Source organism: Aromatoleum diolicum (assembly GCF_012910955.1).
Lineage (GTDB): Bacteria > Pseudomonadota > Gammaproteobacteria > Burkholderiales > Rhodocyclaceae > Aromatoleum > Aromatoleum diolicum.
Window position 1 is genome coordinate 125,037 of record NZ_WTVQ01000002.1, and the last position, 26,341, is coordinate 151,377.

24 protein-coding genes and 1 tRNA gene are annotated in these 26,341 nt (G+C 64.9%); 4 read left to right on the forward strand and 21 right to left on the reverse strand.

Annotated elements, in window-relative coordinates; genetic code table 11:
• Positions 1-24: 24 nt before the first annotated feature.
• The 15 genes from GPA25_RS01770 to GPA25_RS01840 form a co-directional block, all read right to left on the reverse strand.
• On the reverse strand, positions 25-1,341 hold the full coding sequence (locus GPA25_RS01770; protein ID WP_169258629.1) for an OprD family outer membrane porin: 1,317 nt from the start codon (positions 1,339-1,341) through the stop codon (positions 25-27).
• Positions 1,342-1,589: 248 nt separating this feature from the next.
• Positions 1,590-2,687, reverse strand: a complete 1,098-nt coding sequence (locus GPA25_RS01775) for a 4-oxalomesaconate tautomerase (RefSeq protein ID WP_169258630.1) — start codon at positions 2,685-2,687, stop codon at positions 1,590-1,592.
• Positions 2,688-2,789: 102 nt separating this feature from the next.
• On the reverse strand, positions 2,790-3,020 hold the full coding sequence (locus GPA25_RS01780; RefSeq protein ID WP_246265212.1) for an NAD(P)-dependent oxidoreductase: 231 nt from the start codon (positions 3,018-3,020) through the stop codon (positions 2,790-2,792).
• A gap of 99 nt (positions 3,021-3,119) precedes the next feature.
• Positions 3,120-4,283, reverse strand: coding sequence for a tricarballylate utilization 4Fe-4S protein TcuB (tcuB, locus tag GPA25_RS01785; protein WP_169258631.1), 1,164 nt, complete (start codon positions 4,281-4,283; stop codon positions 3,120-3,122).
• Entirely contained in the window at positions 4,270-5,697 is a 1,428-nt protein-coding gene (tcuA, locus tag GPA25_RS01790) for an FAD-dependent tricarballylate dehydrogenase TcuA (RefSeq protein ID WP_169258632.1), read from the reverse strand. Before tcuA ends, tcuB begins: the two co-directional genes overlap by 14 nt.
• A 126-nt stretch (positions 5,698-5,823) precedes the next feature.
• Positions 5,824-6,753 carry a LysR family transcriptional regulator gene (locus GPA25_RS01795; RefSeq protein ID WP_169258633.1) on the reverse strand — a complete coding sequence of 310 codons (930 nt, stop codon included), beginning with the start codon at positions 6,751-6,753 and terminating at the stop codon, positions 5,824-5,826.
• A gap of 61 nt (positions 6,754-6,814) precedes the next feature.
• The gene (locus GPA25_RS01800; protein WP_169258634.1) at positions 6,815-6,955 is read right to left on the reverse strand and encodes a hypothetical protein; all 141 of its coding nucleotides are present in this window, start codon (positions 6,953-6,955) and stop codon (positions 6,815-6,817) included.
• Entirely contained in the window at positions 6,952-8,310 is a 1,359-nt protein-coding gene (locus GPA25_RS01805) for a class-II fumarase/aspartase family protein (RefSeq protein ID WP_169258635.1), read from the reverse strand. Before GPA25_RS01805 ends, GPA25_RS01800 begins: the two co-directional genes overlap by 4 nt.
• 59 nt (positions 8,311-8,369) lie before the next feature.
• Positions 8,370-9,188 (reverse strand): HpcH/HpaI aldolase/citrate lyase family protein, encoded by an 819-nt coding sequence (locus GPA25_RS01810; protein ID WP_169258636.1) that lies wholly within the window; start codon positions 9,186-9,188, stop codon positions 8,370-8,372.
• A gap of 22 nt (positions 9,189-9,210) precedes the next feature.
• Positions 9,211-10,392: a CaiB/BaiF CoA transferase family protein gene (locus GPA25_RS01815; RefSeq protein WP_169258637.1), complete on the reverse strand. Its 1,182-nt coding sequence runs from the start codon at positions 10,390-10,392 to the stop codon at positions 9,211-9,213.
• Between the two features lie 10 nt (positions 10,393-10,402).
• Complete coding sequence (locus GPA25_RS01820) at positions 10,403-11,248, reverse strand: HTD2 family dehydratase (RefSeq protein ID WP_169258638.1); 846 nt, start codon at positions 11,246-11,248, stop codon at positions 10,403-10,405.
• A 74-nt stretch (positions 11,249-11,322) separates the two neighbouring features.
• On the reverse strand, positions 11,323-12,606 hold the full coding sequence (locus GPA25_RS01825; RefSeq protein WP_169258639.1) for a TRAP transporter large permease: 1,284 nt from the start codon (positions 12,604-12,606) through the stop codon (positions 11,323-11,325).
• Positions 12,603-13,310: a TRAP transporter small permease gene (locus GPA25_RS01830; protein WP_169258640.1), complete on the reverse strand. Its 708-nt coding sequence runs from the start codon at positions 13,308-13,310 to the stop codon at positions 12,603-12,605. Before GPA25_RS01830 ends, GPA25_RS01825 begins: the two co-directional genes overlap by 4 nt.
• Positions 13,311-13,398: 88 nt before the next feature.
• Entirely contained in the window at positions 13,399-14,400 is a 1,002-nt protein-coding gene (locus GPA25_RS01835; protein WP_169258641.1) for a DctP family TRAP transporter solute-binding subunit, read from the reverse strand.
• An 87-nt stretch (positions 14,401-14,487) separates the two neighbouring features.
• Positions 14,488-15,567: a 4-oxalomesaconate tautomerase gene (locus GPA25_RS01840; protein WP_169258642.1), complete on the reverse strand. Its 1,080-nt coding sequence runs from the start codon at positions 15,565-15,567 to the stop codon at positions 14,488-14,490.
• Between the two features lie 150 nt (positions 15,568-15,717).
• Here GPA25_RS01840 and GPA25_RS01845 point away from each other — a divergent pair, with 150 nt between their 5' ends.
• Entirely contained in the window at positions 15,718-16,623 is a 906-nt protein-coding gene (locus tag GPA25_RS01845; protein ID WP_169258643.1) for a LysR family transcriptional regulator, read from the forward strand.
• 46 nt (positions 16,624-16,669) lie between these two features.
• On the opposite strand, the gene GPA25_RS01850 is transcribed toward GPA25_RS01845, so the two are convergent.
• Positions 16,670-19,294, reverse strand: a complete 2,625-nt coding sequence (locus GPA25_RS01850; protein WP_211162894.1) for a chemotaxis protein CheB — start codon at positions 19,292-19,294, stop codon at positions 16,670-16,672.
• A 335-nt stretch (positions 19,295-19,629) separates the two neighbouring features.
• Between GPA25_RS01850 and GPA25_RS01855 the strand changes: the two genes are divergently transcribed.
• Positions 19,630-20,358: an alpha/beta fold hydrolase gene (locus GPA25_RS01855; protein WP_169258645.1), complete on the forward strand. Its 729-nt coding sequence runs from the start codon at positions 19,630-19,632 to the stop codon at positions 20,356-20,358.
• Positions 20,359-20,379: 21 nt separating this feature from the next.
• Entirely contained in the window at positions 20,380-20,934 is a 555-nt protein-coding gene (locus GPA25_RS01860) for an NADPH-dependent FMN reductase (RefSeq protein ID WP_169258646.1), read from the forward strand.
• A gap of 58 nt (positions 20,935-20,992) precedes the next feature.
• Here the strand turns inward: GPA25_RS01860 and GPA25_RS01865 are convergent, their stop codons facing one another.
• The 5 genes from GPA25_RS01865 to GPA25_RS01885 form a co-directional block, all read right to left on the reverse strand.
• On the reverse strand, positions 20,993-21,694 hold the full coding sequence (locus GPA25_RS01865) for a VIT1/CCC1 transporter family protein (RefSeq protein WP_169258647.1): 702 nt from the start codon (positions 21,692-21,694) through the stop codon (positions 20,993-20,995).
• 54 nt (positions 21,695-21,748) lie between these two features.
• Entirely contained in the window at positions 21,749-23,083 is a 1,335-nt protein-coding gene (locus GPA25_RS01870) for a helix-turn-helix domain-containing protein (RefSeq protein WP_169258648.1), read from the reverse strand.
• A 121-nt stretch (positions 23,084-23,204) separates the two neighbouring features.
• Positions 23,205-23,354 carry a lmo0937 family membrane protein gene (locus GPA25_RS01875; protein ID WP_169258649.1) on the reverse strand — a complete coding sequence of 50 codons (150 nt, stop codon included), beginning with the start codon at positions 23,352-23,354 and terminating at the stop codon, positions 23,205-23,207.
• A 386-nt stretch (positions 23,355-23,740) separates the two neighbouring features.
• Positions 23,741-23,817 (reverse strand) — tRNA-Met (locus GPA25_RS01880).
• A 178-nt stretch (positions 23,818-23,995) separates the two neighbouring features.
• A complete protein-coding gene (locus tag GPA25_RS01885) occupies positions 23,996-24,913 on the reverse strand; it encodes a LysR substrate-binding domain-containing protein (RefSeq protein ID WP_169258650.1) in 918 nt (305 codons plus the stop codon).
• A 248-nt stretch (positions 24,914-25,161) separates the two neighbouring features.
• Between GPA25_RS01885 and GPA25_RS01890 the strand changes: the two genes are divergently transcribed.
• Positions 25,162-26,325, forward strand: a complete 1,164-nt coding sequence (locus GPA25_RS01890) for an MFS transporter (protein WP_169258719.1) — start codon at positions 25,162-25,164, stop codon at positions 26,323-26,325.
• Positions 26,326-26,341: the final 16 nt, after the last annotated feature.

The following is a 26,341-nucleotide window of genomic DNA, read 5'->3' on the forward strand; positions in this document are numbered from 1 at the left end:
TCTCTCACGCCGCGCCCGCATTACTCAGAAGAACCGATACGTGTAGTCGAGATAGACACGATGGTCGGTGTTGTCCTCGAGGACGCCATCGACGCGGCCGGTCTTGTCCGACGTGTATTTCAGGTAGCGATAGCGGAAGTTGAGGCCCTTGAGCAGCGGAATCTGGTAGCGGACATCGAGCTCCAGTTCGCTTTCGTCCGCTTCGCCGAGCGACGAGACATGACTGTTCCTGGCGTCCGTGCCGTACTTGTATTTGACGGTGGTCTTCAGGCCTTTGACGTAGTCCTTCCAGTCGTATCCGGCACGGACCATCCACACCGTTTCGTCGTTATTCGTCATGTCGGCCAGCACCCCGCCGGTCGGGAACGGGTTCATGCCATGATCGCCGGTGAAGTTGTCCTCGATCCAGGAACCGTCGAACTTCGCGACCGCGGCCCCGAGCGAGACATTTCCGTAGCTCCAGTCGGCATCGAGGTAGACACCGCGACCATCGTTGTCGCTGCGCGTCACACCAGCGCGTGCTCCGGGCACATCCTCGTCGTCGAGTTCCGAGTTTTCCGACGACGTGACGAACAGCTTGCCCGCATCGCGCGCGGTATGCAGGCCGGCGGTCAGTTTGAGCTTGTTCTTGTCGGCCAGCGCGAAGGTGTATGAGCCGACCAGCCCGACCTTGGTGAGGAAGTCCTTGGAATTCAGATACTCGAGGTTGAGGTCGTAAGGCCCTTTCGAGTAGGCCGCGCCGATCACGCCGACATAGTCGATATCGCCTTCGTCGGAGCGGTCGGTGGCGAATTTCTCGAAACTCGCATCCGCCCGCCGCGACCATTCATCGAACATCGCGCCGTAGAGCTTGAGTCCCGCCACCGGCGTCAGCTGGCCGCTCGCGCCGGAATAGGTGTTCGGAATGGCGCGGCTCGTCGAGCTGATCAGCAGCATGCTGTCGTACAGCTGCCTGCCGAGCTTGAGCTGCGCCTTGTCGCGGTACTTCAGCTTGACGAAGGCCTGCCCGACCTTGCCGAACGAATCATGCAGGTCGCCATGGTTGTCGACGGAGAGAACATCCGTGGTCGCCAGGCCGCTTGCGTCGAGCTTGGTGACGCTGTAGCCGGACACGCCGAATCTGATGATGTCGCCGAAATACGGCGAGTCGTAGTTCAGCTGCAGTCCGAGGGCCGTCTGCGTGCGATCCTTCGACGACGTTTCGAATTCGCGATCGAAATGGACGCCGCGTAGCTTCAGTTCCAGCTTGTGCCCGTCCTCGTCGGCCGCCACCGAGATCGCGGGGACGAGAACGCTGGCGACCAGCATGGGCAGGATGCCCCGGTTCATCTTGTTTTTCATGCTTCCTCCTTGGTTGATTCCGTTGTTGCCCTTGCAGGGCACGACTGACTGGTGTGGTCGCGAAGCCCCGTCCCGGTGGGAGATCCCGCCTTTGGTGGTCAAGCGCGGACCGAGTATGGCGCGCGTCGTTAATTGCGTTAAATGCAAAGCTCAGCTCTATTCATGCTGTTTCGGCATATTTCAGGCAACGCCATCCTGTGTCGTCCTCAGGTAGCCGGACGCTGATCGCGTGTTCGTTGTGTGTGCGTCTAGGCGGCCTGACCGGGTTCGCACAGCGGAACGTGAACGGTTCCGCGGAACAGTCGCCGGGCGGTTCGGATCAGCCCTGCGGAGAGAATTACGGGCTCGGCCCCCGCTGCATCGGTCGCAACTTTCAGGCGGATATCCAGCGATCCGGCCGGCTGCTCGATGGTCACCAGATGCGGGTCGCTCGCCTTCGGGCGCGCCAGTCGATGAACCACGGAACCGGGAATGATGCTGGCGGCAGCGAGACATAGCGCACCGGTCACGGCATAAGCGGAATGGCAGTTCCACGGCGTGAAGTAGCGCGAGGCGATGACGCCCTCGCCCTGCGGCGGCGCAACCAGTGCGATCTTCGGCAGGACCTTGTCGCGGACGTCGCCGAGCCCAGCCATCAGTGCGACCTGAAGCCGGACGGATTCCAGCCGGCTTTTCAGTTTGCGATCAGCATCGAGTTCGGCCTTCGATTCGTACCCGGTCTTCCCCATCGCCGCGGCCGGAACGAAAACCAGCGGCGTCGAGAAATCGACGCAGGACACTTCCACGCCGTCGACGACGTCAAGGGGCTTGCCGGTCGGCAACAGGCGGCCGGTCTTTGCGCCGGCGGCGTCGCGGAAGTTCAGCTGAATCGGTGCGCCGTTACCGGGCACGCCATCGATCCGCGCGAGGCCGTCGTAACTGACCACTCCGCCCGGCGTCTGGATCACGGCCTCGACCACCTTGCCAGTATTCACGTTGAGGATGCGCAGGGTTGTGACCGGGTCCGTGGCGCGCACCAGTCCGTTTTCGATCGCAAAGGGTCCGACCCCCGCGAGCATGTTCCCGCAATTCGGCGTGGTGTCGACCGTGGCGGTTTCCACCGACACCTGGGCGAAGAGATAGTCGACATCGATGTCGGCCCTGCTCGCGGGGCTGACGATCACGACCTTGCTCGTGAGCGTGTCCCCGCCGCCAATGCCGTCGATCTGACGCGCATGCGGCGAGCCCATTGCCGCCAGCAGTACGCGGTCACGCTCGGCCGGGTCCGCGGGAAGATCCTTGGCGTAAAAATAGGGGCCCTTCGAGGTGCCGCCACGTATCAGCGTGCAGGGAATGCTCAGCAACATGGTCATGTCCTTCCGTCGTCAACGATGGGGCGATTCTGGGCCCGTGACGGAATAACCTGAAATGCAATAATTGATTAGATTATTGCGATTATTGCACTGCGATCACCCGTCGCCTTCGGGGTGCCGGGCCGCCTGCCGGCCGTCGACAAATCGCCGCACATGAGCGAACGCCTCGTGGAAGTAGGCCTCGTAGGTGTCCTGTTCGACGAAGCCGAGATGCGGCATGCACAGGATCGACGGGTGATTCAGGTAGGGCCCCGCGCCTGCGGGTTCATCCTCGAAGACATCCAGCGCGGCGGCGCCCGGCCGCCCCCGCTCCAGCGCCTCGCGCAAGGCGCCGGGGCCGATGGCGAAGTGCGCGCCAGGACCGTCCCGTCGTCCGCGGCGCCGATCGCGCGGCCGCAGAAGTGGTCCGACCCGGGCGCAATTTCGTCACTCGCTGCCGACGCCGACCGGATTGGGCCTGCGCTTCTCGATCGCCCATTTCAGCAGCGCGGCGGTGCGATAGATGCCATGCGCGAACTTGCCGTAGGGCATGGTCAGGAACAGCGCCATCACCGCGCCGAGATGCGCCGCGAGGAGCAGTGCCATTGCTGCGGTGTCGCGGCCGGCAAGCAGCGCGAGCCCCGTCGCGCTGGTGAGCAAGAGTAGCGCGATGAAGCCGCGGTCCATCGGTTTCTGCGCCGCGTCACCGTGCTGCGGGTGGCGCCGCAGGTTGAGCCACAACAATCCGGCCGGGCCGATGAGCAGGCCGATGCCGCCCAGCGTGCCGAGCACAACCGGCAAGCTCGTCAGCGCGTACGGGGCTTCCCAGCCGAGGACATAGTGGTAAAGCGTGGCCACGCTCGTGGCCGCGAAACACAGCATGAAGCCGTAGAAGGTCAGATGATGGAAGCGCCGCCGCAAGAGCGTGTTGGCGTCGTCCTCGTTCGGACAGCCCTGTCCGTGCCCGCCATCGAGATACTTGAGTTTGAGCACGTCGTGCGCGGTCTCGGCGATCGCCGCGGTGTTGGGATCGCCCGCGGAGATCCCGCGCCAGAAGCGGGTCACGCCGACCCCGAGCGCCAGCGCGACGAACAGGAAGACCGGACCGAACATGGACACCAGCAGGTTGTGCGGGAAGATCGCGTAGAAGTCGCCCGCCAGCGGGGCATGCAAGAGCGTGCCGCTCTTCGCGAGCGCCAGCACCAGGAATAGTGCCAGACCCGCTGCGAGGGCCAGCGCCACGGTGAGGCCGTTGTTGCGGTACAGCGCACCGAGTCCGGCCGGCCATGCGAAGTCCGCGTAGGTCTGCCCGCGCACCTTCGCCATCGCCTGCGGGATATTGACCGCGAATTCGTGCGGTGGCGCGTACTGGCAGGCGTGCAGGCAGGCGCCGCAGTTGTGACACAGGTTCGCGAGGTAATGAATGTCCGCCTGGCCGAATTCGAGCCGGCGTGTCATCGCCGGGAACACCGCGCAGAAGCCTTCGCAGTAACGGCAAGCGTTGCAGATCTTCATCACCCGTTCGACTTCGGCTTCCGCCGCGCTGGGCACCACCGCGGCACCTTGGGCGAGATCGCTCGCCTCGCGGAGCAGGGCTTCAAGCTGCTGCATGTTCGACTCCTTCCTTCATGACCGCCGCGGCCGCCGAAGCGCCCGCAATGCGGCCGAATACCGTGCCGATCGTCATGCCGACGCCGGCGGTGTAGCCCTGCCCCAGCACGTTGCCGGCCATCATTTCGCCGGCGACGAAGAGGTTGCGGCTCGGCTCGCCGGAAAAATGCGCGGCGGCCCGCTCGTCGACCTTCACGCCGAGGTAGGTGAAGGTGATGCCGGGCTTCAGCGCGTAGCCGTAGAAGGGCGGCATGTCCAGCGGCAAAGCCCAGTGCGTCTTGGCGGGACTCACGCCCTCGGTGTGGCAGTCGTCGAGCACGGTGTGATCGAAGCTGCCGCCGCGGCAGGCCGCGTTGTACTCGCGCACGGTGCACACGAAGGCGAGCTCGTCGAGACCGAGCTGGCGCGCAAGGCCTTCGAGCGTGTCGGCCTTCGTGCCGGGGAACACCGGCGGCATGAAACGCCCGACCGCCTTCGCGTCGATCACCGAGAAGCCGACCTGGCCGGGCTGCTGCGCGACCAGGCGGCCCCAGATCGCATAGCGCTTGGGCCAGAAGTCCTCGCCCTCGTCGTAGAAGCGCTGCGCATGTTTGTTCACGACGATGCCGAGCGACACGCAGTCGATGCGCGTGCAGATTCCGCCGTCGTAGAGCGGCGCCCGCGCATCGACCGCAACGCAGTGCGATTGCGACGGGTCGCCGATGGTGTCCGCGCCCGCCTCCATCATCGCCTTCAGCAGCACGCCGCGATTGAAGCGCGTGCCGCGGATCGCGAAGTTGTCGGCCGGCCACTCGCCGTCGGCGTTCTGGCCCCACGCCTCGCGCAGCCACTCGCGGTTCGACTCGAAGCCGCCGGCCGCGAGCACGCAGGCGCGTGCCTCGATGCGCTCCTGGCCGACCCACGCGGCGCGGAATTCTCCATCGACGAGTTCCAGCCGATCGACCGGCGCGTCGTAACGGATGCGCACGCCGAGCGCCTCGGCACTGCGATAGTAGGCGTTGACCAGCGCCTTGCCGCCGCCCATGAAGAAGGCGTTGGTGCGCGACAGGTGCAGCGTGCCGGACAGCGAGGGCTGAAAATGCACGCCGTGCTTGCGCATCCAGTCGCGACAGCGCGAGGACTCGCGGATCGCGAGGCGCGCCAGCCGCTCGTTGGTCCGGCCGCCGGTGACCTTCTTCAGGTCCTGCCAGAATTCTTCCTCGGGGTAGGCGTCGGTGAGCACATCCTGCGGGGCGTCGTGCATACAGCGCAGATTGCGCGTGTGGCTGGAATTGCCGCCGCGCCACTCGCGTGGTGCGGCTTCCAGTAAAAGCACCGAGGCGCCAGCCTCGCGTGCCGTCAGCGCTGCGCACAAGGCCGCATTGCCGCCGCCGATGACGAGCACGTCGGGCGTACCCAGGTTTGTTTGTTTCATGTCCTGAACTCCTATTGGCGCAGTTTTTTCTTCGCGCTTGGCCACCGGGACCGGGTCTTGCTACGCGTCGACGCCTCCACTATCGCGTCCGGCGCACCTGGCGCCCTAAGCCGGTCCGATATCGCCTCATCTCGATTCGAGATGGCTGCTCGTGACCCCGCGCCAACGCCCTTCCTCGATGAGCTGCCGCACCACCCGCGTCACCGTGCTGCGTGTCGCCAGCGCGGCCGGCGACAATTCGTCGTCCGAAAGACTGCACAGCAGATTGCGGCGCGACGTTCCTTCGTCGGCGATCTCGCTCCAACACAGGCGCGACTCGGTCTGGCGTGCGAGGGCAGACCACGGCTGGAGCGTCGCCGCCATGCCGCGCGCGACCATGTCCATCAGCACATAGAGGGAATCGACCTCGGCGATGACCGAAGGCCGGACATCGAGCGCCGCAAACGCGGTGTCGATGACCCGCCGCAAGCCATGGCGCGGCGTCGGCACGACAAGCGGCACGTTGACGATCTCGGCCAGCCGTGTCGGCAGGACCGCGGGCCGGGCGCCGCTGCCGCAGATGAAGAACAGCCGCTCCTCCAGCAGCGGCTGGACGCTGCAACGGCGGGCATGCCCGTTGTCGAACAGCACTGCAAGATCGAGCTCGCGCCCGTTCAGCATCTGCCCGAGATGCCCGGACATACCCTCGACGAGATGGATGCGGATGTCCGGATACTGCTCGCGCATCGCCTCGATCAGCGGGAAGCCGAGCACCCCGGACGTCGATGGCGCAAGCCCGATGCTGACGACGCCCGACAGCCGTGATTGCTGGGCGGCCGATGCGGCCTCGTCGGCGTGGCGCAAGGCGAGTTGCGCATGCGACAGGAACGCGATGCCGGCATCGGTCGGCACCACACCTGTCGCCGTGCGCTGCAGCAGACGCGTGGCAAGTTCACCTTCGAGACGCTGAATCTGCAAACTGACCGCAGACTGTGCGATCCCAAGGTCGAGGGCCGCCTGACTGATGCTGCCGAGTTCGATCGTGCGCACCAGGTAGCGCAGCTGTCTTAATTCCATGTCGTGCCCCTCCCGTTCGGGTCGCCCGGCCGCCCCGACGAGCAAGTCGTCGGGGACTGGCTCAGTTGGTGCTCAGCACTGCGACATCGGCGAGCTCGTCGGATTCATCCCCCCGGCAACTCGACAGCTCCTTCACCGGCACCGCAGGCGCAGCGATCGGCGCTCGCGGCAGATCGGGCGTTGCCAATTGCGTGGTGCTCATTGCCCTGCTCCCGCCGCACGCTGCAGCACCTTGTCGACCATCACGCCGGCCTGGCCAAGGTAGTTCGCCGGATCGCACAGGCGCGCGAGCGCCGCACGGTCGAGATGGACGTTGATTTCGGGATGCTCGGCGAGAATGTCGAGCAACGGCCGATTCGTGCGGATCGCTTCGCGGCACAAGTCATAGACCAGATCGTGCGCGTACTCGCGGCCGATGTAGGGGCCGAGTCCCATCATCACGGCCTCCGACATCACCAGTCCGTTCGTGAGGTCGATGTTGGCGCGCATCTTCGCCGCATCGACCTCGAGCCCTTCGAGCACGAAGCGCGTCTGCTTGAGCGCCCCGGCGAGCAGGCAGAAGGCCTCCGGCAGCGCGATCCACTCGATCTCCCACGGCCCGGTGGAGCGCTCGTGATCGGCGATCATCGCGTCCATCAGGGCCGCCGCGTGCTGGCGCACGACCGAGACGGCGGCGTGGATGTAGCAGCTCGAGATCGGATTGCGCTTCTGTGGCATCGTGCTGCTGGAGCCGCGGCCGGGGTGGAAGGGTTCATACACCTCGGCGACCTCGTGCTGCATCATCAGCTTGACGTCCATCGCGATCTTGCCGAGCGAACCGCCAACGATCCCGAGAAATGCCCCCACTTCGGCGATCGTGTCGCGCACCGTGTGCCAGGCGATATCCGGCTGCGCGAGCCCCAGTTCTTCCATGAGGCCAGCCTGGGTTTCCATCGCGCCCGTTTCGATCGACGCGAGCGTGCCGCAGGCGCCGCCGAACTCGCCCATCAGCACGCGCGGCTTGAGTTGTGCGAGCCGCTCGCGATGGCGCTCGATGCCGGCGAGGATCGCGGCGGTCTTGAAGCCGAAGGTGACCGGAATCGCCTGCTGCAGGTTGCTGCGGCCGATCACCGGCGTATCGCGGTAGCGGCGCGACAACCCGGCCAGCGCATCCGAGATGGCCTTCAGTTCGCCGTCGATGATCGCCAGGCCTTCGCGCATCTGCATCACGGTGGCCGTATCGGTGATGTCCTGCGTGGTGGCGCCCCAGTGGCAATACTCGCCGAGCTTGTCGCGGCACAGCGCGTTGAGCTGGGAAACGACGCCGAGCACGGGATAGCCGATGCGCTCGGTCTGCTCACGCAGCTTGTCCATGTCGATCTTGTCGATGTCGCAGTTCTTCACGATCTCCTCGGCGGCTTCCGGCGGGATGATGCCCAGCCGGCCCTGCACCACGGCGAGCGCACGCTCGATGTCGAGATACTTTTCGGTGCGGTTGCGGTCGGACCACACCTGACGCATCGCGTCGGTGCTGAATATGTTGCCGAAGATGCTTGAGTCGATGATGCTCGCGCCCATGGCGGATTCTCCTGGAGTTGTGAAAGCGGTAATTCGTTTGAATGCTCGCGGATTCTGGGCTAGGCGCTGTCGGTGCATCGCGCGAGGATGGCCTGCGCCTTGAGCACCACCGGGCGGTCGATCATCTTGCCGTCGAGCTGCACCGCACCGTCGGATGCCGCGGCAGCCGCAAGCACGCGCTCGGCCCAGTCCTTCTCCGCGGCCGACGGACGACAGGCGGCGTGGATCACCGCGACCTGCCTCGGATGGATGCACAGCTTGGCGCCGAAGCCGAAGGCCCGCGCGAAGGCGAAGTCGGCCGCGATGCGGGCCTCGTCGTCGATGCCCGGCGTAACCCCGGCGACCGGCGCGGCAAGCTCCGCGCAGCGCGACGCGATCGCGATGCGACCGGACGGGTAGATCAGCCCGGTCTCGTCGCCCGACAGGTCGAGGTCCACGGCGTAATCGAGCGTGCCGAAGACCAGGCGCTGCACGCCCTCGGCGGCGGCGATCTCATCCACGTTGCGCACCCCGCGCGCGGTTTCGATCAAGGGCAACACCCGTGGTGGCGAGGCCATCGCACCGATGACGCGCGCAATCTGTGCCGGCCACTCGGTCTTCGGCAGCATCACCTGGGTGACACCGACTTCCTTCAGCAACGCGAGATCGTCGCCAAACCAGGCGGACTGGGTGTCGTTGGTGCGTACCACGACCCGTTCCGCGTATTCGGCTCGCGCGGGAAACCAGTCGGCGATCGCATCGCGCGCGCGCGCCTTGTCGGCGGGCACGACGGCATCCTCGAGGTCGAGGACGATCGCCCCGGCGCCGGCCGCGAAGGCCTTGTCGAAACGTTCGGGCCGGTTGCCCGGCACGAACAGATAGGTGATCGGCAGCTGCATGACGGTTCTCCCGGTGCGTCGTTCAGATCACGCCGGCGCTGCGCAGCGCGGCGATGCGATCGGAGGAGTACCCGAGCCCGGCAAGGATGGCGTCGCTGTGCTCGCCCAACGCCGGCACCGGATCCATGCGCGGCTCGCCCTCCTCCCACGAGCCCGGCGGCAACAGTGCAGGGACGGTACCGACCGAAGTGCCGACTTCGCGCCAGCGATTGCGCGCCTGGAGCTGGGGGTGCGCCCACACCGCGTGCATGTCGTTGACGTGCGCGTTGGCGATCTGCGCATCCTCGAGGCGCGCGATCACCTGCTCGGCGGTGAGACCGGCGAAGGCCTCGACGATGATCCCGCGCAGCGCATCACGGGCGGCGCTGCGCTTCGAATTGCTGGAGAAGCGCTCCTCGCGGGCCAGCCCCGGCTGCAGCAGCACCTTGCCGCAGAACGCGGCCCATTCGCGCTCGTTCTGCAGGCCGAGCATGACGACCTTGCCGTCGCCCGCCGGGAAGGGGCCGTAGGGGTAGATCGTGGCGTGGCTCGCCCCGGTGCGGCGCGGCGGCGCGGCGCCGTCGAAGGCGTAGTACAGCGGATAGGTCGTCCACTCGACCAGGCTCTCGAGCATCGAGATGTCCAGGTGCTGGCCGCGACCGGTCTTCTTGCGCTGCAGCAGCGCCGCCAGGATATTGCTGTACGCATACATACCGGCCGATATGTCGGCGATCGACGGTCCCGCCTTGGATGGCTCCTCCTCGGTGCCGGTCACCGACAGGAAGCCGGATTCGCTCTGGATCAGCAGGTCGTAGGCCTTCTTGTCGCGATACGGACCGTCACTGCCGTAGCCGGAGATGTCGCAGACGATGATCTCCGGCTTCAAGGCGGAGAGCTCCGCGTACGACAAGCCCAGCCGTGCGGCGGCGCCCGGCGCGAGGTTCTGCACCACGATGTCGGCCTCCTCGACGATCAGGCGCTTGAGGATCGTCTGCGCCTCCGGATCCTTGACGTCGAGCGTCAGGCTTTCCTTCGAGCGATTGGTCCACACGAAGTGCGACGCCAGCCCGCGCACGCGCTCGTCGTAGCCGCGGGCGAAGTCGCCGACACCGGGGCGTTCGACCTTGATGACGCGAGCACCCAGATCCGCGAGCTGGCGCGTCGCGAACGGCGCGGCGATCGCATGTTCGAGGGTGATGACGGTGATGCCTTCCAGGGGTCTCATTGCATGCTCCTCACTTGATCACCGCGGTGGCTTCCATCGTCAGCCAGCCTTCGTGGTCCTTCGCCCACAGGCGGATCGTCTTGCCGTCCGCCTGCGGCTCGCCGCAGACGAAGAAATGGTTGATGTCGAACACCGGCCGCACCGCGCGGAACTCGTAGCGCACGACCTCGGCATCGGGCATCCGATGGCGCAGCAGATCGAGCAGCAGCGTCGCGACCATCGGCCCGTGCACGATCAGGCCGGGATAGCCCTCGACCTCGGTCACATACTTGCGGTCGTAGTGGATGCGATGGCCGTTGAAGGTCAGCGCCGAGTAGCGGAACAGCAGCACGTCGTCCGGCACCCACTTCTTCTCCCACGTCGCAGTCGCGGGCGCGGCCTTGGGCGGCGGCGCCACGTCGTCCGGCCTGGCCGCCTCGCGATAGACGATGTCGTGGTACTCGGTCAGTGCCACGTCCGTCTCGCCGGGACGGCGGATCTCGTGGCGCACCTTCACGAACACCAGCGGGCCGGTGCGTCCGGACTTCTCGCTGACGTCGTGGATCGTCGAGGTGCGCGTCATCGCGTCGCCGATACGCAGCGGCTGGTGGAACTCGAACTGGCTGCCGGCCCACATGCGACGCGGCAACGGCACCGGCGGCAGGAAACCGCCCCGCTTGGCGTGCCCATCGGGGCCGATTTCGGACTGCCGATGCAGCGGCAGGAAGTACAGCCAGTGCCACAGCGCCGGCAGCGCGGTGCCGACCGCCGGACGTTCGGCAGGACGGTCGAAGGTCGCCGACAGCGCGGCGTAGGGAGTAGCGGTCGCGACGTCGGAAACTTCCTCCGCGCGGCCGATCCAGTCTTTGAGATTCATGTTTCGTTCTCCGTGGGGTACGACGAGACCTGAGGGCGGCCCGGCGGCCCCGATCCGGGGGGCCGGGCGGCGCATCACATCATTCCGAGGGTTCTGGGCAGCCAGATGGACAGGCCTGGCCAGTAGGTGACGACAACCAGGAAGCCGAGCATCGACAGCAACCACGGCCAGACGGCGACGGTCAGCTCGGTGATGCCCATCTTGGTGATGCCGGAGGCCACGTAGAGGTTGAGCCCCACCGGCGGGTGGCACATGCCGACTTCCATGTTCACCACCATGATGATGCCGAAATGCACCGGGTCGATCCCGAGCTTGACCGCCACCGGGAACAGGATCGGCGCGAAGATCAGCACGATCGACGACGGTTCCATGAAGTTGCCGGCCAGCAGCAGGATCACGTTGACCGCGAGCAGGAAGGCCACCATGCCCAGCCCGTGCCCCAGCATCCATTCCGAGAGCGCCTGCGGGATGTTCTCGCTCGTCATGATGAAGGAGAACAGCACCGCGTTCGTGATGATGTACAGCAGCATCGCCGACATGTTGGCCGAATTGAGCAGCACCTTCGGCACGTCCTTCAGCGACATGTCCTTGTACACAAAGACGGCAACGATGAATGCATAGACCGCGCTCATCGCCGCTGCTTCGGTCGGGGTGAAGATGCCCGTGTAGATGCCGCCCATGATCAGTACGATCAGGAACAGGCCCCAAACCGACTCCCGGAATGAGCGGATGCGCTCGCCGAACGTGGCCTTGGGCTGGCGCGGATAGTTGTTCTTCTTCGCGCGCCACCAGGTCACCCCGCCGAGCACGCCCGCCAGGGCAATCCCGGGGATCACGCCCGCCATGAACAGCGCGCCGACCGAGGTGTTGGTCGCGACCGAATACATGACCATGCAGATCGACGGCGGAATCAGGATGCCGAGCGCGCCCGACGTGGTGATGACGCCGGCGCCGAACTTGTTCGGGAAACCCGCCTTCACCATCGCCGGCAACAGGATGGCGCCGATCGCGACGACGGTCGCCGGGGACGAACCCGACACCGCGGCGAAGAGTGCACACGCCAACACCCCCGCCAGCCCGAGCCCACCGTGCCAGTGACCAACCATCGCCGACGCAAAGTTGATCATGCGGCGCGCGACTCCCCCGTGCGTCAGGAAGTTGCCGGCCACGATGAAGAAGGGAATGGCCATGATTTCGAACTTCTCGATGCCGGTGAATAGCTTCAGCGCGACCGACTCCAGCGGCACCTGCGTCATCGTGAACAGGAAGGACAAGACAGTCAGGCCGAGCGAGATCGAGATCGGCATGCCGGTCAGCATAAGGGCCAGCAAGAGCCCGAAAATTACGGCAGCGTTCATTTCGTCTTTCCTCCGCCCTCACCGCGCACGCTCTTCTGCGCTTCGCCTGCGTCCTTCAAATCGTGCGGATGCAGGTTGTCTTCGAGCGCAAACCCGTCGAATTCAGCGCCTGGTCCGGCCTCCTCCAAGCCCTCGACATGGCCGTGGTCGTGATGCGGCAACTCGCCGGTGCGCCAGAAACTGAAGGCGACCTGCAGGAAGCGAAAGCACATCAGACTCGAGCCCAGCGGAATGGCGCTATACACGATCCATGTCGGCCACTCGAGATCGGGCGTGGTCGGTCCTTCCACCACATCGTCAAGCGCCAGGCCGGCCATGTCGAAAAAGGCGTAATGGGCACCGTTTTCCCACACGAACCCGCCACCAAGAGTCGCGACGATCCCGGTAAACAGCGCCCCGGCTAACAGGCCGAAGAGGATGAATTTCGACCGCAGCTGCGGCTGCAGCTGGTTGATCAGCACGTCGACGCCGACATGGATGCCGGTGCGAACGCCGTAGGCCGCCCCGAACTTCGCCATCCATACGAACAGAATGATGGTCAGTTCCTGCGCCCAGCTCAGATTGATCGAAAGCAGCCAATCCTGGAGCCCAGGAATGGAAAAACCCGAGGCATAGCGATGCATCACGGCGGCGAAGGTCACGAGCGTCGCCGTGCCGATCAACAGCGTGATGAGCCATTCCTCGAGGTAGTCTAGGAATTTCATCGGAATCTCCCGAAGGTAGTGGGCGGGCAGCCGTACGCCGCAGGCAGGCCCTGCAAGGCCCTGCCCGCCCGAGATCTGTGCTGCGCCCTTACTTGCTCGCGACTGCTGCGGTTTCCTTGCGTACCGCGTCGATGACGTCCTTGCCGATACGGCTTGCCATCTCATCCTGCACAGGCGCCATCGCCTTGATCCAGGCTGCCCTTTCCTCCGGCGTCGGCGTGTGCACCTCCGTCTTGCCGGTCGCACGGATCCCCGCGAGCGCCTTCGCGTCGTCCTCGGCGGCGACTTTGGCGTTGTACGCGGTGGCGTCCTTCATCGCCCCCTCGAGCTCTTGCCGGATATCCACGGGGAGCTTCTCCCAGAAGGACTTGTTCACGACCACGACGTAGCCGCTGTAGGTGTGATACGTCAGCGTCACGTGCTTCTGCACCTCATGCTGCTTCTGGGTGTAGAGGTTCGACAGGTTGCCGTCCGCGCCATCGACGACACCGGTCTGCAGCGCCTGATAGACCTCGGAAAACGCCATCGTCTGGGGGATGGCGCCGATCGATTTCATGATCGCCTGATTGACCTTTGACGAATTGATCCGGATCTTCTGTCCCTTGGTCTGGTCCGGCGTGTGTACCGGCTTGTTGGAACTCAGGACGCGGAACCCCGCGTCCCAGTACGACAGACCAACGAATCCGCGGGACTCCAGCTTCTTCAGCAACGATGTGCCGACGGGTCCCTGCGTCACCCGGTGCAGGGCTGCCTCGTTCGGGAAGATGTAGGGCAGGTCGAACACCTCGAACTCCTTGATGCCCGCCGGACCGAACTTGCCCGCCACCGGGGCGAGCATGTGGACCGAGCCCATCTGCAACGCCTCGAGTTCCTCCTTGTCCTTGTAGAGCGTGCTGTTGGCATAGACCTCGATCTTCACCCTGCCCTTCGTGCGCTCTTCGGCGGCCTTCTTGAAATATTCGGCCGCCTGGCCCTTCGGCGTGTCGGCTGCCGCGACATGCGAGAACTTGATGACAATCGGGGCCTGTGCGCCGGCCAGGCCCGAAAACGCAATGCCGACGGCGGCGGTGATGGCGAAGAGGGTTTTCATGTTTCGTCTCCTTGGTGTGTTGAGTCTGTTTCGGTTCCAGCCCGACGGACTGTCTGGCCAGAACGCTTTGCTATATGCGATGCGCGTTCAGGGCGGCGAGCGCACGAACACCTCGCCGCTCAGCAGGGGTCTGGCCGAGGTCACGAGGGATGCCGCACTGATGACGGGGACTCCGCTGTCGGAATCGGCTGCAAGATGAAGCTCGCAGGCCATCTGCCCGCTCGGGTGTTCGATGACGATGCGATTTGGCGAATTCTCGTCAAGCTCGGCCAGCTCTTCGGCCACCGTGTCGGGCGTGTGGCAGGCAGCGGCGAGCGCCAGTGCGCCGGTGGCGGCGTGCACCGGATGGCAGCTCGACGGCACGAAATAGCGCGATGCGATGCTGCCACCTTGGCGCGGCGCCGCGATCATCGCGATCTTCGGCACCCCCCGATCAGGCGACACGGCAAGCCCCATGAGCTTCGCCGCGGCAATGCGAATCTCCTCGAGCCGCTCGAGGAAGGCCGGGTCGCCATCCAGTTCCTGCTTGCTTTCGTGGCCACTCTTGCCAAGCGAAGCGGCTTTGACGAAGACGATCGGAATCGCGAAATCGATGCAGGTGACGGGCAAGCCCGCGATCAGATCCTGCGCGTTACCCGTCGGCAGCAGCCGCCCGGTTTTCGTCCCGGCCGGATCGAGGAAATTGAGTGTGATCGGTGCGCTCGTACCCGGAACACCATCGAGGTGAAAGGTCCCGCTGTAGGTGACTTTCCCGCCCGGCGTCTGAACAAGCGCCTCGACATGCTTGCCGCTGTTGATGTTGAGGATGCGCACCTTCGTGACCGGACTCGACGCCCTGACGAGCCCGCGCTCGATCGCAAAGGGCCCCACCGCCGCCAGCATGTTGCCGCTGTTGGGCAGCACATCGACCAGATCGCGGGCCACGGAAACCTGCGCGAAGAGATACTCCACATCGGCGTCCGGCCTGCGCGACGGAGCCACAATCACGACCTTGCTGCTCAGGTCATTGCCGCCGCCCATGCCGTCGATCTGCCTCAGGTCGGGTGAGCCCATCGCCGCAAGCAGCAGGCAATCGCGAGCCGAACGGTCTTCGGGCAGGTTCTCGGCCAGGAAGAACAATCCCTTCGAGGATCCGCCACGCATCAGCACGCAGGGAATGTGATCCACTTGCCTGTCTCCTTATTGCACGTTCTGCTGTTTTGTGAGGCAATATTAGACAAGCGCGCTGATTTGCAGAAATGCAATAAATTCCTGTTTTATTGCGTTCCTAGCATAGATAGACAACTCTCCTTTTGCATCCCATTCTGGAAAGCTGCCATGAAGATCGATTTCGACGGAATTCAGGCCTTCGTGGTGATTGCCGAGCTGGGCGGATTCAGCAAGGCCGCCGAACATCTGCATGTGACACAGACGGCACTCACCCGCCGCGTGCAGAAGCTCGAGTCCTACCTCGGATTGCGGCTCCTCGACCGCACGACGCGCTACGTCGAACTCACCGCGGTTGGGCGCGAGTTCCTGCCCCAGGCGAAAGCGATCGTCGGCGAAATGACGCTCGCGGTCGGGCGCATGAAGGACATGTCGAAGCACGCCCGCGGCAGCTTCACGCTCGCCTGCGTGCCGACGATGGCCTCGCATGTGCTGCCGGCGGTAATCCGTCGCTATGCAGAAGCCCATCCGGGCAACCGCGTCCGCCTCATCGACACGAGTGCGTTCGAGGTCCGCGACGCAGTGCTGCACGGGCAGGCGGAGATCGGCATCGGCATCCCGACGGACCGTCATCCGGATCTGATCGAAACCCTGCTGCTGGAAGAGCCGCTGATGTTCTTCTGCCGCGAGGAGCACCCACTGAGCAAAATGAAGTCGGTGACCTGGTCCGACATGCGCGAAACCGAGCTCGTCGTCGTCAGCAGCATGACGGCGACGCGGGTCTTCATGGACTACCAGCTCGCAAAACGGGGCATCAGCCTCAGCGGCGCCTACGAGGTACAGCACCACGCGACGGCAATCAGTCTCGTCGCGGCCGGTGTCGGCACGGCGATTCTTCCTGCATCGACCCTCGAGGAAGGTGCCCGCCCCGGCGTATGCCGGATTCCTCTCGTCAGCCCGGTCGTGAAAAGGAAGATCACGCTCCTGCGCCGCAAGAACAGCACGCTGTCGCCTGCGGCAAACGCGTTCTTCGAATTATTGAAGGACCAGGCGCAAAACAGCTCGGGGCAGCGCTAGCGACCGGAATACGCGCAGGCGCGCAGGGCGTGCGTCGCGGGTTCGCTCACATCGACTCGCCCTGCACGGGCACCGTCTTGCCGCCGGTCACCGCCGCACGCAGTTCCGCTTCCAGGCGCTTGGCCACGCTGATGTCGATGAAGGTGATGACGACGCCCTCGATCACGTTATCCGTGGTGCGGTACGGCATGATGCGCACGGTAAACCAGCGGCCGTCGCGCGTGGCGATCTGCTTTTCCGAGAACATCAGGGTACGCAGAACCTCGCGGGCATCGTCTTCCAGTGCCGGGTAATCGAGATCGGTTGCGAGGTCCGACAACGGCCGCCCGGCATCGGCGGCGATGAGCTTGATGACGCGCGTGGCCAGCGGCGTAAAGCGCCGGACATGGAGCCGGCTGTCGAGGAAGATGGTGGCGATTTCGGTGCTGTTGAGCAGGTTCTGCATGTCGTTGTTGGCGCACGACAAGTCGTCGACCTTCGATTGCAGCTCGACGTTCACCGTCTGCAACTCCTCGTTCAGCGACTGCATCTCTTCCTTCGACGTGGTGAGTTCCTCGTTGGTCGATTGCAGCTCTTCGTTGGTCGATTGCAGCTCCTCGTTGGCCGACTTGAGTTCTTCCTGCGAGACCTGCATCTCCTCGCGCAGCGTGCGGATTTCGTCGCGCGCCTGCTGCAGTTCGCGCTCCAGCTCGACCTGCCGTGCGCCGCGCGGTGCCCGGCCACCACCCTTCCTGGTTTCGGGCAGCGGCGGAAGCTCGCTAAACGCGATCATCACCATGCCGCGCAAAGGCTCGGGTTCCTCGATCAGCTGCACGACGAGGCCGACCCTGCGCGTTGTGCCGTCGACGCTCACGCTGATGTCGGCTCGCTCGATGCGGCCACCATTGCGCGTGACCTGGTGCAGGGCGCTGCCGATTTCCGCGCGCAGGCCCTCGCGCGCCATCGCATGAATGTTCCAGTTGGCCTTGCCGGCGGCGGGCTCCAGGTAGCGGCCGGTACGACCGTTGATATAGATGATGTCGCCGCGCTCATTGACCAGCACCGCCGCCGGCGCGAACTGCCGCAGCAGCAACTGGTCGGCAAGGCTTTGCAGGTTGGCGGGGGGTGGCGGGCCCTTGACCTCGCCCTCCCCGACGGAAAGGCTGCGGAAGTGTGCGGGGAAGTCGATCTCGATGGCCTGTGTCGGAATGTCGATACGGCGAAAAAGACGCGCCTTGGCGTCGAGCGGGGCAAACAGATCGGTCGCACTGCCGAGCGCCTCGGAATTGCCCAGGAACAGCACACCGCCCGGCGTGAGACTGTAATGGAACAAGGGCAGCAGCTTCTTTTGCAATTCGGCGCTGAAGTAGATCAGCAAGTTGCGGCAGAGTAGCAGATCGAGCTTGGTGAAAGGCGGGTCCTGGATCAGGTTCTGCGGCGCGAACACGACCATCTCGCGGATTTCCTTGCAGACCTGATAGCCGTCGTCGGTGGCGACGAAGAAGCGCGCCAAGCGCTCGGGCGAAACGTCGGCGACGATGTTGGACGGGTAGCGGCCCTGACGCGCCCGGTCGATGGCGTCGCCGTCGAGGTCGGTGGCGAAGATCTGCAGCGAAAAACGACCCGCGGGCTTGTGCCTTTCGATCGCCTCCTTGAAGGTGATGGCCAGCGAATACGCCTCTTCGCCGGTCGAACATCCGGGCACCCAGGCGCGCAGCACACGTCCCGCATGGCTGCGCGCGAACAATGGCGGCAAGGCCTCGTCGCGCAGGCGGTCCCAGGCCGCGGGGTCGCGGAAGAAGTTGGTCACGCCGATCAGGAACTCCCTGAACAGCAGCTCGAGCTCCTGCGGGTTCTCCTGCAGGAAGCGCACGTAGGTCGCGATGCGGTCGATCTGGTGAATGCCCATGCGCCGCTCGATGCGGCGGTAGAGCGTGGTCTTCTTGTAGAGCGAGAAGTCCTGGCCGTTGTGCGCCCGCAGGAGAATCAGCACCTTCTCCAGGCCGCTTTGCAGCTGGCCGTCGACGACGGGTTCGGCTGCGGCCGCGTTCGTACCGTGCCGGAGGCTGGCAAGGATGCGGGCGGGCAGTTCCGCGGCGGAGGCGACGATGTCAACCACGCCGGCATCGATCGCGCTGCGCGGCATCGCGGAAAAGGCGGCCGAGGCTGGATCCTGCGCCAGGGTGAGACCTGCGTTTTCCTTGATGGCACGCATTCCGGCGCTGCCATCCGACCCCATGCCGGAGAGAATCACACCGACGGCCAGCTGGTGACGATCGTCCCCCAGCGAGCGCAGGAAAAAGTCGATCGGCAGGCGCAGGCCGCGCGGCGCGGCGGGCTCGAACAGGTAGAGCGCACCGCGCAGGATCGACATGTCCCGATTCGGCGGGATCACATAGACATGGTCCGGTTTGACCTTGAGGCGATTCTTCGCCTGCACCACCGGCATCGCCGTGGTGCGTTGCAGCAGCTCGGGCATCATGCCCTTGTGGGTCGGATCGAGGTGCTGAACGATCACATACGCCATGCCGCTACCCGCCGGGATCTTGGCGAGGAACTGTTCCAGCGCCTCAAGACCGCCCGCCGATGCGCCGATGCCGACGATCGGAAACGCTTCGCCACGGGTCGCCTTGGGCGATGCGGTGGGCGCGGGGAGATCGGGTTCCTGCTTGGCGGGTTCCTGCTTGGCCATGGCCATTTCCTTTCAGCGCCGGTAAATCTCCGGCCACCATGCCTGGACGGCACTGCCGTGCCTGAAAATCCGAATGTGCCACGAAGCCCGCTGCCCCATTTTAACAGCCATGGTTTGAGCGTCGTGCCACATATCCGGCTTGGCCCGGCAAGGATGTGCGCAGGACGACTCGGGGTCTGTACGGCAGCACACATGAATAAGGCGGCCTTTTGCCCCCGGTGAACATATGTGCGACACCGTACAGACCCGGCCAGCCTGAGCGACTAGGCTCTTTTCATGTTTTCCGGAAGCGGGCGCACCGACACCTTGCCGACGGATCAAGGAGAGAGATCAGCATGGAAAAAATGAACCTGCTTTTGTTGCCGGGGCTACTCAATGACGCAAGCCTGTTCGAGCACCAGGCGGACGCCCTGGCGGACCTCGTCGGCATCACGGTCGCCGACCTGACCGGTTCGGATTCGATTTCTGCGCTTGCCGCGGACGTCCTGGGGCAAGCCCCCGCGGGGCCCTTCATGCTCGTCGGAATGTCGATGGGGGGCTACGTCGCATTCGAGATCATGCGCCAGGCAGGGGAGCGTGTGCGGGCGCTGGCGCTCCTGAGCACGAGTGCACGCCCCGATACGCCCGACGCCACCGCGGCGCGTGAGGAGCTGATCGCACTGGCCGAAACCAATTTCCCCGCGGTCATCGAAAAGCTGCTCGCGCGCATGGCGCACCCCGAGCATGCGAATACGCCCGAGGTCGGCGGCGTGTTTCAGTCGATGGCGACCGGACTGGGGCAAGAGGTGTTCGTGCGCCAGCAGCGCGCCATTATCGGACGCGCGGACAGCCGCCCTAGCCTGGCCAGCATCAGATGCCCGACGCTCGTCCTGTGCGGGCGCGAGGACCTGGTCACGCCGCCGGAGGTCCATGAGGAACTGGTCGCGGGGATTGCCGGGGCGCAGCTCGCGATGATCGAGGAATGCGGCCATCTCCTGCCGCTGGAGCAGCCCGAACAAGTCACCACGATCCTGCGCGACTGGCTATCGGAACTCGTCAGCCCGCCGCGTTCAAATCCGAACTGACCCAATCAACCGGACAAGAAAATGAGCCAATACCAGATCGGCGTAATCGTCGGCAGCCTTCGCAAGGGTTCGCTCAACCGCAAGCTGGCTGACGCCATCGTAAAATTGGCCCCGTCGGCATTCAGCTTCAAGCAGCTCGAGATCGGCGACCTGCCGCTCTATAACCAGGACGACGACGCAAACCAGGCACCCGCGGTGCAGCGATTCAAGGGCGAAATCGTCGCAGCCACGGGCCTGATATTTGTCACTCCCGAATACAACCGCGGGGTCCCCGGCGTGTTGAAGAACGCCATCGACCACGCGTCACGCCCCTATGGCCAGAGTGCCTGGACAAACAAGCCGGCCGGCGTACTGGGTGCCTCGGTCGGAGTCATCGGTACGGCCATCGCGCAGCAGCAGTTACGCACCATTCTCGCCTGTCTGGACGTTCACACGATGGGACTGCCGGAGGCGTTCATGCATGCCAAGTCGGGTTTCTTCGACGAGGCCGGCAACATTGCCAACCCCGACACCACGAAGTTCCTGCAGAGCTGGATGGACCGCTATGTTGCCTGGGTGAAACAACACGCCGCCTGATGCATGGGCAGGCAAACCGGTGGTGGTTTCCACCCCGGTGATTCGAGATGACGGGCGCTCACACGACCGCCCCGAACAGCGCCCCCACGCCCGCGGTGATGGCCATCGCGAGCGCGCCCCAGAAGGTGACCCGCCACGCGCCCGTCAGCACGGAAGCCCCGCCCGCTCGGGCCGCAACGGCGCCCAGCAGGGCAAGAAACGCGAGCGAGGTTCCCGAGACCCACGGAATCAGGTTCTGCGCGGGCGCCAGCGCCGTCACCGCGAGTGGCAGCGCCGCGCCGACCGCGAAGCTCGCGGCCGACGACAGCGCGGCTTGAACGGGCCGCGCGCTGAGTGTTTCGGAGATTCCGAGCTCGTCGCGCGCGTGGGCGCCAAGCGCGTCGTGCGCCATCAATTGCTCGGCAACCTGCTGCGCGAGGCCCGGCTCGAGTCCCCGGCTGACATAAATGGCCGCTAATTCGCGGTGTTCCGCCACCGGGTGCGTCTCGAGTTCGACGCGCTCGCGCGACAGGTCGGCGTTTTCGGTATCGGCCTGCGAATGCACCGAGACGTATTCCCCTGCGGCCATCGACATCGCCCCGGCCACCATTCCGGCAACGCCAGCCACCAGGGCAGCCCCCTCGGCCGGACTAGCCGCCGCGACGCCGACCACGAGGCTGGCGGTCGAAACGATGCCGTCGTTGGCACCAAGCACGGCGGCACGCATCCAGCCGATGCGGTCGCTGCGGTGACGTTCGGGGTGGCGCCGCGCGAACTTCATGATTAGCCAATCCTTGCGGGTCGATCGGGACAGCACGGCTGCGGCACGTCGGCCTCAAGCCCGGGACGCATCCTCGAGCAGCGCGCGGCGGGATTCCTCACGGGCCTGCAAAGCCTTTTCGGCCAGTTTCTCAGCAGTGATGTCACTCACCACCATGCGGCATTCGCGACCGCTTTCATCCGCGACGGCCTCGATGCGGACGATCGCTTCGGGCCGCTGGCCCGTAGCCGTGAGGACGACCTCGCATTTCTTCTTGCATTTTGCGTCAAGCGCCTCGGCGAGGAAGCGGTTGAACACCGGCAGGAACTCGGGCGTGATCGAAGCGGCAAAACGATGACGTCCATGTTGTGAGCGCTTGATGCCGAGCAGGATCGCACCTGCAAGGTTGACATTGAGAATGACCCCGAGCGCATCCAGCGTGAAGTAACCCACCGGTGCAAAGTCATAGATATCGGCGCATTGCTTGCGCAGCGAATCCGCTTCCTCGTATGCCTCGCGAAGCTCCTCGTTATGCAGTTCCAGTTCGATCTGGTGCACCTGCAGTTCGTGCAGCAAACGCTCGGTATCCCAAGGCGCAGTCGCCATGACCGGCTGAGCCTGCCTCAGTCGGGCCTCGGCGCGCTTGCGCAGGTTTGCCGGATTCGGCCGCATCCGATGCTTGGACTGGTTAGTCGGTAACAAGTGGAACAGACGGTCGTATTCCGACTTGACCACGCCATAGCACTCGCACGCCCGCGCTTCCAGGCCGGGGCGATCGGTCACCGTGATATGCCCGCGGCGGTACTGAATCAGTCCGGCTGCCTGCAATTTTCCGGCGGCCTCGGTGACGGCTTCGCGACGCACCCCCAGCATGCGGGCAATCAGTTCCTGCGTCACATTGAGCTGATCGCCCGGCAGCAGGTCAAGACAGAGGAGGAGCCAGCGACACAATTGCTGGTCCACGGCGTGGTGTCGATTGCACACGACGCTCTGCGCCATCTGCGTCATCAGCGCCTGGGCATAGCCCAGCGACAGGCGCAGCAGGCTCCCGCCCTGATCAAGCTCCCAGCGCAGCACCTCCGCCCGCAGGCGGTAGGCACCGCCCTCGCACTGCACCGCCACCGTGTGCGTCGTGGTTTCGCCACCCAGCACCAACGGAATACCCACCAGGCCATCGTTTCCGGTCATCGCCAACTCGGTCGATGAACCGTTTTCGGTGGCAAAGATCAGCGAGACGATGCACGTTGTCGGAAAATAGACGAAATCCAGGCTGTCACCCGACTCATACAGAACTTCGCCCAGTGGAAACGTGACGAGTTCCAGATCGTCCACCAGCCGGGCGTACTCTGTCACGGGCAGGGCCGCCAGAATGCGGTTCTGCCGCGGGTTGTGGATCAGTGTATCCGGCATTGCGCTTTCCTCATGTCATCAGTCTGCGGGGTTCGGTGGGGGCGACACATGAGTTCGCCACCCGCGCCGCAACCCCCGCGGAGTTGCCTGCACATGAGGTGACTCGCGGGCGGGAGCACCGCTACAGCACTTTGCGTCCGCTGATCACTCTGAGCAGCACGACCACGATCGCGATTACCAGCAGAATGTGGATGAAGCCACCCAGGGTGGTCGACGTGACCAGTCCGAGTAGCCACAGGATCAACAGTACGACTGCAATGGTATAGAGCATGAAATCCTCCTTGTCCGTCGGATTGAGATGTCTCGGGCGCCACACCCCGTCATCCGCATCCACCTGATCGAGTCAGGTGGATTAACGAGGTTCCGGCGTCCTGCGGCTCACTTCGACTCAGCAAGCTGCCCGGCAGTCGTGCAGGACTCACCGTGCCGATAGCAATATTCCATTTCACCGCGAGCGTCTGTCTGCCAGCGCACATAGCCGGCAAGGACGGACTCGCGACGCGTCTCGTGGCGGAAAGCGGCTGCGGATCGGCAAAGGCGCGCACGAGGCGAATGCTCAAGGACTCAATGCGGGAACAAGGTGGGCACAAACCTGATCCGGGGCCTAAAAGCAAAAAACCCAACCACCGTTAAGTGATTGGGTTTTCTGTACATATTTGGTTGCGGGGGCAGGATTTGAACCTGCGACCTTCGGGTTATGAGCCCGACGAGCTGCCAGACTGCTCCACCCCGCGTCGGAGAAACAGAACTATAGTCTATCGATTGGACCTGGTCAATAGATATCCGAAATTATCTTGCCCACCACCTCATGGCCTGTACGCCTGTCGGGCTCTTGCGGTATCTGCGCGCTCGCCGGGCACGACACCGGATGCAGTGATTTCCGGTGTCGTGTGTGCGAGCGAGGGCGCCGAGCTAAACCGCATCCCCCTTCCCGTTCGGCGAGCCGGCAATGCGACCGAGCACACCCAGGAAGGTCTGCAGCAGCGGGCTCGGCGCACGGTCGGGATAGGCGACGGCGAGCGACAGATAAGCGCCTGCGTCGCTGATCGCGAGGTAGCGCACACGGGGCAGCTGCACGCACTCGAGCGGCGCGGGCAGCAATGCCACGCCCAGGCCGGACGCCACCAGTCCGATCTGCGTCGTGGCCTCGCGGGCACGCTGGACGATACGCGGCTCGAAGCCGGCGTTACGACACAGATCGCTGAAAATCGCCGGCAGTCCGGTGCCGACATCCGGCGCATAGGCGATGAAGCCCTCGTCGCGGAATTCGGCAAGCGACACTTCCGCGCGTGACGCCAGCGGGTGCGCCACATTGACCACCAGGCGCAGGTCATCGCGTCCGATTTCCCGTGTGACGATGCCCGCGGGCACCTCCAGGCCGCGGTAGCGCACGAAACCGACATCGATCGTGCCGCGCAGGATCGCCGTGAACTGGTCCGCGGAAAACATCTCGCGCAACTGCAGGCTGACCTGCGGATAGTGCTGACGGTAGGTGTACAGCACATCCGACAGGGTCGTCGTGTAGGGCAGCGAAGAGGTGAAACCGATGCGCAGCTCGCCGAGCTCGCCCCGCCCGGCACGACGCGCATCCTCTGTGGCCTCGAGCGAGCGCGCGAGGATCTCCCGCGCATGATCGAAAAAGCGGTTGCCCGCCTCGGTCAGTGCGACGCGGCGCTTGCTGCGTTCGAATAGCGGGGTGCCAATTTCTTCTTCCAGGTCGCGGATCTGCATCGACAGCGGCGGCTGTCCGATGTGCAGGCGCTCTGCGGCGCGGGTGAAATTGAGCTCCTCGGCGACCGCGACGAAGTAGCGTAAATGGCGTAGTTCCATTGGTTGCTTTTACAGATATATCGATACGATTAAATATATTGGACGTATACATCCAACGCAACCTAGGATTCACTCACACAACACGGCATCGCCAGCAGCCGTGCCGGGCGCGCGACGAAGGCAGCTCCCGGACGAACTTCCGAACGGACCCACGCACCATGCACAGCTCCTGCGCGACGCCCGCCTCCACCCCCGACACGGCACTGATCGAAGCCGGCACTCCTGCCTTCCGGCGGGCGAATCTGGCGATGTTCCTCGGCGGCTTTGCGACCTTCGCCATGCTCTATGCGACGCAGCCGATTCTGCCACGCCTGGCTGCGGACTTCGCTGTCGCGCCGAGCACAGCCAGTCTCTCGGTATCCTTGGGCACGGCCGGTCTCGCGGCGATGCTGATTCCCGCCAGCGTGCTGTCCGACCGTTTTGGACGGCAGCGCATGATGAAGGCTGCCCTGGTGCTGGCCACCCTCATCGCCTTTGCCTCAGCCATCGCCGCGGATTTCACGCAAATGCTGGTGCTAAGGGTGCTGCTCGGCGCTGCGCTCGCCGGGCTGCCCGCGGCGGCGATGGCCTATCTCGGCGAGGAAGTCGCCCCCCAAGCCCAGGGCCGCGCGATGGGACTGTACATCGCCGGCAACGCGCTTGGCGGCATGAGCGGACGCTTTCTGGTCGCGTTGTTGACGGACTGGAGTTCGTGGCGGATTGCCCTCGCGGGGCTCGGCGCGCTCGGCCTCATTGCCACCCTGGTGTTCCGCTACTGCCTGCCGCGCTCGCGACATTTCCGCGCGCGCGACATCCGCCCCGCACGGGTGTTTGCCGACAGCCGCGCCCTGCTCGCCGATACCGGACTCCGCAAGCTGTTTGCGATCGCGTTCCTGATGATGGGCGTCTTTACCAGCGTGTACAACTACCTCGGATTCCGCCTGCACCTGCCGCCGTTTTCGCTCGGGCAGACGGCCATCGGTGCGGTATTCCTGCTTTATCTGGTCGGCACCTGCTCGTCGGCCTGGACCGGTCAACTCGTCGACCGTATCGGTCGCCGCAAGCTGTTGTGGGTGATGATCCTCGCCAGCGGCGCCGGCCTCGCGCTTACGCTCGCCAACCATCTCGCGGCCGTGCTCATCGGCGTCGCGACGTTCACTTTCGGCTACTTCGGCGCCCACACCACGGCCAGCGGTTGGGTCAGCCGGCGCGCCGGCGAGCGGCGCGCACTGGCTGCAGCGCTCTACCTGTGCAGCTATTACCTCGGCGCCAGCGTCATCGGCACACTGTCGGGCCTCGCCTGGGAGCATGACGCCTGGCCCGGCGTGACCGCAGCGCTGTCGCTGTGCGTAATCCTCGCGCTGATCACTGCCTGGCGGCTGCGCCATCTGCAGGCGCTTGCCGGCCAGCCGGCGCTCACCCCCGCAACCTAACCGCCGCAAGTCACCG